Consider the following 6,928-nt stretch of genomic DNA (forward strand, 5'->3'; position numbering starts at 1 on the left):
CCATGACAGAGGCGGAGATCCAAGACGTTGCGGCGTTCTACGCGCGAAAAGCAAGCGCCGGCGAAAAATAAACGATGCAGACGCCGTTGCTCAGCAACGCAGCGTGAAGTTCGCCCGTTTTAATCGGATGCGCGGCGGGACCTGTCAGGTTGTATGGAGGCCACTCGCTTGAAGCGCCGTTCGCCGCAAGTGACCCTGCAGTCCTGCAGCGTCTTGCCCCTCTGATGACCGTTGACCGCCAGTCCCCGCCCGCCGAGTTGCAGGGCGGGTGTTCTTACGAATCCGCCTTGTTCCGAAGCAAGGCGGATCTCTCAACCAGATGGACCATTTGCGCTGCAGCATGTATGGTCAGATGATGGGGAGTGTGGCCCGGACGGGGAGAAATGTTTGCCGCAATCTCGCGCGCTAGCTCGTGCGTCTGATCGGGTGCGTTGGCGAGAAGAGCGGTCACCAGGTTTTCGAGCGCGATCACGCGAATCTGTAGCTGCACCAACTCCGCATTTGTCAGGTGTACTTCTGCTTGCCTGTCACCGGCCGTCGATCCGTCCGCTGCGTGGTTAGGAACGGGGCCACTGTCGCTTTCCAGCCGCGAGTTTGGTTTGCCCAGCACTGGCTGGCAAACAGAATTGCCCGCTTTGGGCGGATGCGTCGACGACTTGTTTGCCATGTCCATCGAGTCCTCGTTGGTAAAAGGTTGCTTGCCCCATCAAAACCGGCCGCGGCATCCGCTACTTGGGTGTTTTCGGGTGATGCATTTGGAGCCCGCCTCCTTGTACCGGAATCCCTGACATCTTCAGCCTGATTTCTTCAATCGCGAGCGCTGGCTCCAACCCTTTGGGGCACACCTCGGAGCAGTTCATGATGGTGCGACAACGAAACAGACGGTAGGCATCGTTCAAATTGTCCAGGCGCTCTTTGGTTGCATGGTCGCGGCTGTCGACGATGAACCGGTAGGCCTGTATCAGGCCGGCTGGGCCAACAAACTTGTCGGGATTCCACCAGAAAGAGGGGCATTGGCTGCTGCAGCAGCCGCACATGATGCACTCGTAGGCGCCGTTCAGTTTCTCACGCTCCGCAGGCGACTGAAGCCTTTCCTTTTCCGGTGGAGGTTCCGCGTTGATCAGATACGGAGAGACCGAGTGATACTGCTTGAAGAAGTTGGTCATGTCGACCACCAGGTCCCGGATGATCGGAAAGCTCGGCAGCGGGCGCAGGACCACCGGTTCTTTCAGGCTGCGCACGGGTGTGATGCAAGCCAGACCGTTTCGTCCGTTGATGTTCATCGCGTCGGATCCGCAGACTCCCTCGCGGCAGGATTTTCTTAACGTCAATGTGTTGTCCTGGCGTTTAAGCCGCAGGATCACGTCCAGCAACATGTGATCGCCTTCTACGAGTTCAATCTCATAGTCCTGCATGTATGGCTTCTCGTCATGTTCAGGGTTGTAGCGGGAGATCGAAAGTTTCATGTGGGGCTCCAGTGGGCGCGCATGCCAGCGGGAAGAAATGTCAGATGTGTCGCAAAAAAATCCAGAGTACCCAAGCTGCGATACCGAAGAGCGCAGCACCGACGATGCGCAGAAGGAGAAGGCGCAGGCTTTCCGGCCGAGCGTAATCGATCAGCACATCTCGCAACCCGACCCACACGTGCGACAGCAATGCGGCATAAAAGGCCAGGATTGCAGTGGTCATGCCGGGATGACCGATCCAGCCTCTCCATTCGGTGTAAGAGTGTCGCGGATGAAGTAGCAAGGAGCCGAACAGAAACAGGATGAAGAGGAGCATGTAAATGGCGCTTGCGCGTTGCACCCACCACGCCGTCAGCCCTGTAGCTCGGAATCTCACAGCAGAACGCCTGCCGCAACAAGAGTGACGGCAATCGCACCCAGGTTCACGAACCAAGCGGTGCGGCGCGCTGTACGCAGCGGCGAGCCCAGGTTGAAGTCGGTCAGTAAATGGCGAACGCCGGCAAGCAGGTGGTGAGAAAGCGCCCAGAGCAGGATCACTGCGAGGCCCTTGACCGGCAACATCTTGAACATTGCGCTGACGTCCGCGAAGGCTTGCTCGCTCCGCATTGAACGATCCACTAGGTAGACGCTGAGCGGCAAGCCTGCAGCGAGGAGAATGCCGGTTATTCGATGGCCGAGGGACGTCCAGGCCCCCACCGGCATTTTTATCTGCAGAGGATTGAGGAATGCTTGGCGTGAGGGTTGAGGCATCTGGTGTCCTTTGAGCAACTAGGGAGGTCGGGGCCCGTTGATCGCCGACTGCTCAGGTCAGCGCGCACAGCGGGCGCGATGTTAGGGTCTGAGCCGCAGAGCCGAGGCAGCTCATCGCAAATACACGCCCGGGCCGCCGGAGGAGTCTTGCTTCAGGCTCGATGTTTTGTAGTTCGTCATCGATACCCGACACCCATAACGTAATCCCGCAAAAGGGCCTCTTCGTATTCTTCTTCCGCCAACAACGCTCGGAGCGCGTCTCGCGCATTCAAGACTCCCAATGGCCTGAAGTGCTCGTCGACGACGGGAATGTGTACAAAGCCGCACTTCCCCATCAACGACAAAACGTCGTGCAAACCGTCGCCCGGACGGCAGTAGGTGACATCCCGCGTCATCAGTTCAGCCGCCGCGCTCATACAGCCTGCTCCCTGGCAATGACCGATGCGCTGGACAATGTTCGTTTTGGTGATGATGCCAGCCATGGCCCCGTCAGGATCGCAGACGACGACGAGACTTATCTGGGTGTCGGAAAGAAGTTTGGCAACGTCGGAAACCAACGTATTGGGACCGACCGTGGCCAGTCGAGACCGCGATACCGCTTCGATGCCGCTGACCAGCTTTGTATTCATTTTGTGATCTTGCCACGCAAAGTCCAGTTCACACCCTGGAGTCCCCGATGGAATTCGCTGGTTGGTTCTTCATCATTCGTTGGCACAAGGATGCTTGGCACTTTCCGGATTGACCAACCCCAGTCTGATCTGTCTCGTCATCACCCATGGGTGTGAGGCGACACGACAAACTGCCCCCCCCCCCTGGGGGCAGTTACTGATGTCGCTTGACAATGGGCACGCATCGCTCTTGATCGCATATGCACCGCCGATAACACCGGCTTATCGGATGTTGAGCGGACCTGCGCCACTAGCCCGACTCTTGGCTCAGCCTCCAGATTGCTTGAGGTCGACCTGCGCTTGGACCTCGGCCGCAGCGACTTCAACTTTTTTCAGCTAGCCAGCGCCGAGGTGACGCACTTTTCTAGAACAAAGCGGTCGATGCATTCGGACGGATCGAGACTTGACTCCTGTCATCCACAAAACCAACCACGTCGGAAGACGAGAGTAATGCAGCTGTCGCGTTGTGACCAGCGAGGCCAACAGCGATCGTCTACCGACAAAATCCTTCCCGTGGAACCCTATATCGATTTGCCCGTACCGCGTTGAAAAGCGCCTTCCGAAAAGAGCCTTTCGAAGTCGGCAACAAGTCTCCACCGATTTAGTAGCATTTGCCACCCTCGCCTTTGCGCGTGTGCAAAACCCTCAACACATCAAGAAGAATTAATGAACACCGGTCGCACGCTAAAGCTCTTCCTGGTAGACGGAGCCGCCAACGGACTACTAACTGCCGAGATCATGAATTGGACGGGCCATGTGCTAGTCGGCCCTCGCAGTCGATTGGCGGAATTGATCCAGCGGCCAGAGAGTGGTCGGCCGGCTCTCTATATATTGGCCGGGCCGGATCTAGGTGCCAGCCTGCAGACCGAGATTTACATCGGTGAAACCAGTAAAGCCAGCCGCCGACTTATTCAACATAACAAGCCTGAAGAAGAAAATGGCAAGGACTTTTGGGAGCGAGCGTGCATCATCACCAGCAAAGACCCCAACCTCACCAGCGCGCACATATTTCACTTGCAAGGACGGCTGATCGAGCTAGGTCGACAAGCGTTGCGGGCCGTCGTGCAGAACGTAAAGGCAGACAAGGCAGACGCCCTCCCAGAACCCGATCTGGCAGACATGGAGTTTTTCCTTGCACAGGTGCTAACCATCTTGCCAGTGATCGGTATGGACTTTTTCCGCGCGCCGCCGAGCGTTGCTGCAGCCGGCTCGCAGACGGATCCTGTGGTTCCCGGATTTAGCGCGAGCGCAAGTGCAACGCCAGCCACCGTGTCACCTCTGTTCAATGGCGACCTCAAGACTGTTGGCATCACCGCGAAGGGGCGGCAGATCAACGGTGAGTTCGTAGTGTCCAAGGGCTCCATGGCGCGGCTCAACTGGGAGGGCGTCGAAGGCGGGTACACGGCCCTCTTCAAAGAGTTGGTCCAGGCTAGCGTGCTTGCACCGACGCCTGACGGCAGATTCAACATTTTCACTCGAGACTACGCATTCTCCAGCCCCAGCGCTGCAGCAGCTGTCGTGTCGGGACGCAACGCCAATGGACGTTTGCATTGGCACGAGGACGGCACCGATCGCACTTACGGCCAATGGTTGGAAGATCAGGTGAAGGCGTTGGCGCCCGAAGCCGCCGCGACCGACTTTGAAGACAGTACCGATGCTTCGTGACATGAGCCATTTCCGTCTATCCGATGCCGCCCGGACGGCGCAGGAGCTCTGGAAGACTGGTCGCTGAACGGAAGCTTCTCGTTGCGAAGGCAGCAGAAAGACCGATCGCAGAGAAATCTGTTGCCGATGCTTCGCCAACGCATGAAATGTTGTCGATCAAAATCGATACTTCCCTCTGTAGAGGGCTGCGGCTTGGGGTTGCTCTCCCCAAAATCCACTCGCCGCGTACGGAGGGTGGTTCTGCCGCCCCTGCCATGCCGCGATCTGGACACTACGTACTCTAGCGGACTGCGCGGCGGTGGGTAGGAGCAGGCGACTAGAGCCGCTGCGCCGCAGCGTCCGATGGCCCGGGGCTGGCCGATCCTGAAGCGACCCGATCCGACCTACCAGCCCAGCCGCGTATGGCTCCTAGCGGTCGAAAAGCACGAGGGCTGCCAATCAAAAGGTCGTAGCTGCTCGGAGATTTCTGCCGCGCCGACGAACTCGGGCGCACATACACTTCGCCAACAAAACCCGGAGGGGACGACGATGAGCCTAGAGCATCTACGAACGCCTTTTGAAAAGGCCAACTATTTGGCGAGCCTGCTCACCTCGCACGCGACCAGCAGCGGCAGCAACGCGGATGCGAACGAATACAAGGCGCTTAGGCACGAGCTTCTGAGCTTGCCCGACAGCGGCGATCTAGTCCCAACCTTCGTTAGAACGTGCCGCGACCTTTCAGGATTCTGGAATTTCATCCAGCCAAAGTTCAAGACCTATGCAGAGCGCCGAACGTATATCTCAGAGCAATTCACGCCTCTGCTCGATTTCTTGGAATTTGGCAATAAAGCGCCGGCGCCTAAGCCTCCACCATGGGCGGCTAAACCAGCCGCGTCACTTATTCCGTCTATTCTGGCCGACCTTGACGACGATGTGGAATTCGAGCCCAGTGAGCCGGTGACGCGGAACAAGCGCAAGGTTTTTATCGTCCATGGCCGAGATAACGAAGCGAAGCAGGAGGTGGCGCGCTTTATTTCGGACCGCGGCCTGGTGCCGATAATTCTTCACGAGCAGGCAAGCTCAGGCATGACGATCATTGAGAAGATCGAACACTATTCGAACGATTCGGATTTTGCGCTGGTCCTGTATACCGCCTGCGACGTTGGGCGCGGCGTTCATGAAACGAAGGTTCCGCCGAGAAACCGCGCCCGTCAAAACGTGGTCTTTGAACACGGATATCTAATGGCCAAGCTTGGCCGCGAAAACGTATGCGCGCTCGTCAAAGGCGAAATAGAAACGCCGAACGACATTAGCGGCGTCGTCTATGTGGGGCTTGATGGCTCTGGCGGCTGGAAGATCGAAGTGGCGAAAGAACTAAAAGCATGCGGCTATGTCCTTAAAGACTGGAGCTAGCCCGTGTTCAGATCGCCGCGCGCGCGCCTTTTAAAAAATAGCAAGGACACCGAGTGAAATTCGGAGAGCTCATCTCCTCGGAGATATCAAAGATCGGTTTTGTGCTTGAGCACGAAATTGCGCAGGCGCTCAAGTCAAAAGGTTGGACCGTCATCAGCGGCAAGTATTACATCGATGACAACGAAGAAACGCCGCGCGAAATGGATCTGCTCGCGTATCGCGTCACGCGTTTTGACAACGATGAGGTCGAGCTATACACGACACTCGTCATCAGCTGTAAGAAAAGCGAGGAAAACGCGTGGGCGCTACTTGCACGCGACATCAATCTTAAAGACCCAAACACCGACTATTGGCCGTTGCATGCATGGTCAAACGATCCAGCGGTCACGCATCAGCTCACTCAGCCGGGCAAAGCCAAGGCATATCACTCTGGCGTTCGATCGCTTGGCGTGAAAGAAGCCGCTGCCGATCCGCAGGTGGAGGTCTTCGCTTTCCAAGAGATGAGCAAATCTAGCGGCGCTCCAAAGAATGACAAGGCGATATTTAGCGCTCTGACATCGCTCGTCAAAGCTCAGGCCTATGAGCTCTCATCATTGCCAGCTCGCAAAAAGACCAAGGCCGTATATCAGTTCAACCTAATTTCAGTGGTCGGCTCCGACATGTATCGCTTGATGTTCGCTGCCAAGGGAAAGGACATCACTAGCACGAAGCTGGATTCGGATCAGTACATTGCGCGCTACATCGTCGCGAAGCGCGAAAGTTTTTCACGAATCAGATTCCTCACGTCGTCCTCGTTCGCTGGTGCGCTTGAGGACTACGGCCGGTTGCATGGTGCGAACGTTCAATGGTTCGAGGCAGAGCATAGAGCGTTCTATCTCGATATCGTGAAAGATGTCCGCGCCGAAGTAGAAGTGAGCCACCGCGCCAATTGAATCGTGAGCCAGGGGTGGAAGCCGACGCCGTGATGGTCGGCTGTGGATAAGTGTA

The 6,928-nt window shown here is 57.0% G+C and carries 8 protein-coding genes; 3 read left to right on the forward strand and 5 right to left on the reverse strand.

What is annotated here, in order from left to right; translation table 11 throughout:
* Positions 1-274 precede the first annotated feature (274 nt).
* The 5 genes from RCH10_RS26925 to RCH10_RS26945 all read right to left on the reverse strand — a co-directional run bounded on the left by RCH10_RS26925 (position 275) and on the right by RCH10_RS26945 (position 2,845).
* On the reverse strand, positions 275-673 hold the full coding sequence (locus tag RCH10_RS26925) for a hypothetical protein (RefSeq protein ID WP_409054750.1): 399 nt from the start codon (positions 671-673) through the stop codon (positions 275-277).
* Positions 674-728: 55 nt separating this feature from the next.
* A complete protein-coding gene (locus tag RCH10_RS26930) occupies positions 729-1,466 on the reverse strand; it encodes a succinate dehydrogenase iron-sulfur subunit (RefSeq protein WP_409054751.1) in 738 nt (245 codons plus the stop codon).
* Positions 1,467-1,506: 40 nt separating this feature from the next.
* Positions 1,507-1,842 carry a succinate dehydrogenase, hydrophobic membrane anchor protein gene (gene sdhD / locus RCH10_RS26935; protein ID WP_409054752.1) on the reverse strand — a complete coding sequence of 112 codons (336 nt, stop codon included), beginning with the start codon at positions 1,840-1,842 and terminating at the stop codon, positions 1,507-1,509.
* On the reverse strand, positions 1,839-2,216 hold the full coding sequence (gene sdhC, locus RCH10_RS26940) for a succinate dehydrogenase, cytochrome b556 subunit (RefSeq protein WP_409054753.1): 378 nt from the start codon (positions 2,214-2,216) through the stop codon (positions 1,839-1,841). The genes sdhD and sdhC overlap by 4 nt, the downstream gene beginning before the upstream one ends.
* A gap of 176 nt (positions 2,217-2,392) precedes the next feature.
* A complete protein-coding gene (locus tag RCH10_RS26945; RefSeq protein ID WP_409054754.1) occupies positions 2,393-2,845 on the reverse strand; it encodes a CBS domain-containing protein in 453 nt (150 codons plus the stop codon).
* 705 nt (positions 2,846-3,550) lie between these two features.
* Here RCH10_RS26945 and RCH10_RS26950 point away from each other — a divergent pair.
* From RCH10_RS26950 to RCH10_RS26960, 3 genes are all read left to right on the forward strand, one after another.
* Positions 3,551-4,549 carry a GIY-YIG nuclease family protein gene (locus RCH10_RS26950; protein ID WP_409054755.1) on the forward strand — a complete coding sequence of 333 codons (999 nt, stop codon included), beginning with the start codon at positions 3,551-3,553 and terminating at the stop codon, positions 4,547-4,549.
* 342 nt (positions 4,550-4,891) lie between these two features.
* The gene (locus RCH10_RS26955; protein ID WP_409054756.1) at positions 4,892-5,941 is read left to right on the forward strand and encodes a TIR domain-containing protein; all 1,050 of its coding nucleotides are present in this window, start codon (positions 4,892-4,894) and stop codon (positions 5,939-5,941) included.
* A 53-nt stretch (positions 5,942-5,994) separates the two neighbouring features.
* Complete coding sequence (locus RCH10_RS26960; protein ID WP_409054757.1) at positions 5,995-6,873, forward strand: hypothetical protein; 879 nt, start codon at positions 5,995-5,997, stop codon at positions 6,871-6,873.
* The last annotated feature ends 55 nt before the right edge of the window (positions 6,874-6,928 follow it).

The sequence above is a fragment of the Variovorax sp. GrIS 2.14 genome (genome assembly GCF_046115955.1).
GTDB lineage: Bacteria > Pseudomonadota > Gammaproteobacteria > Burkholderiales > Burkholderiaceae_C > Variovorax.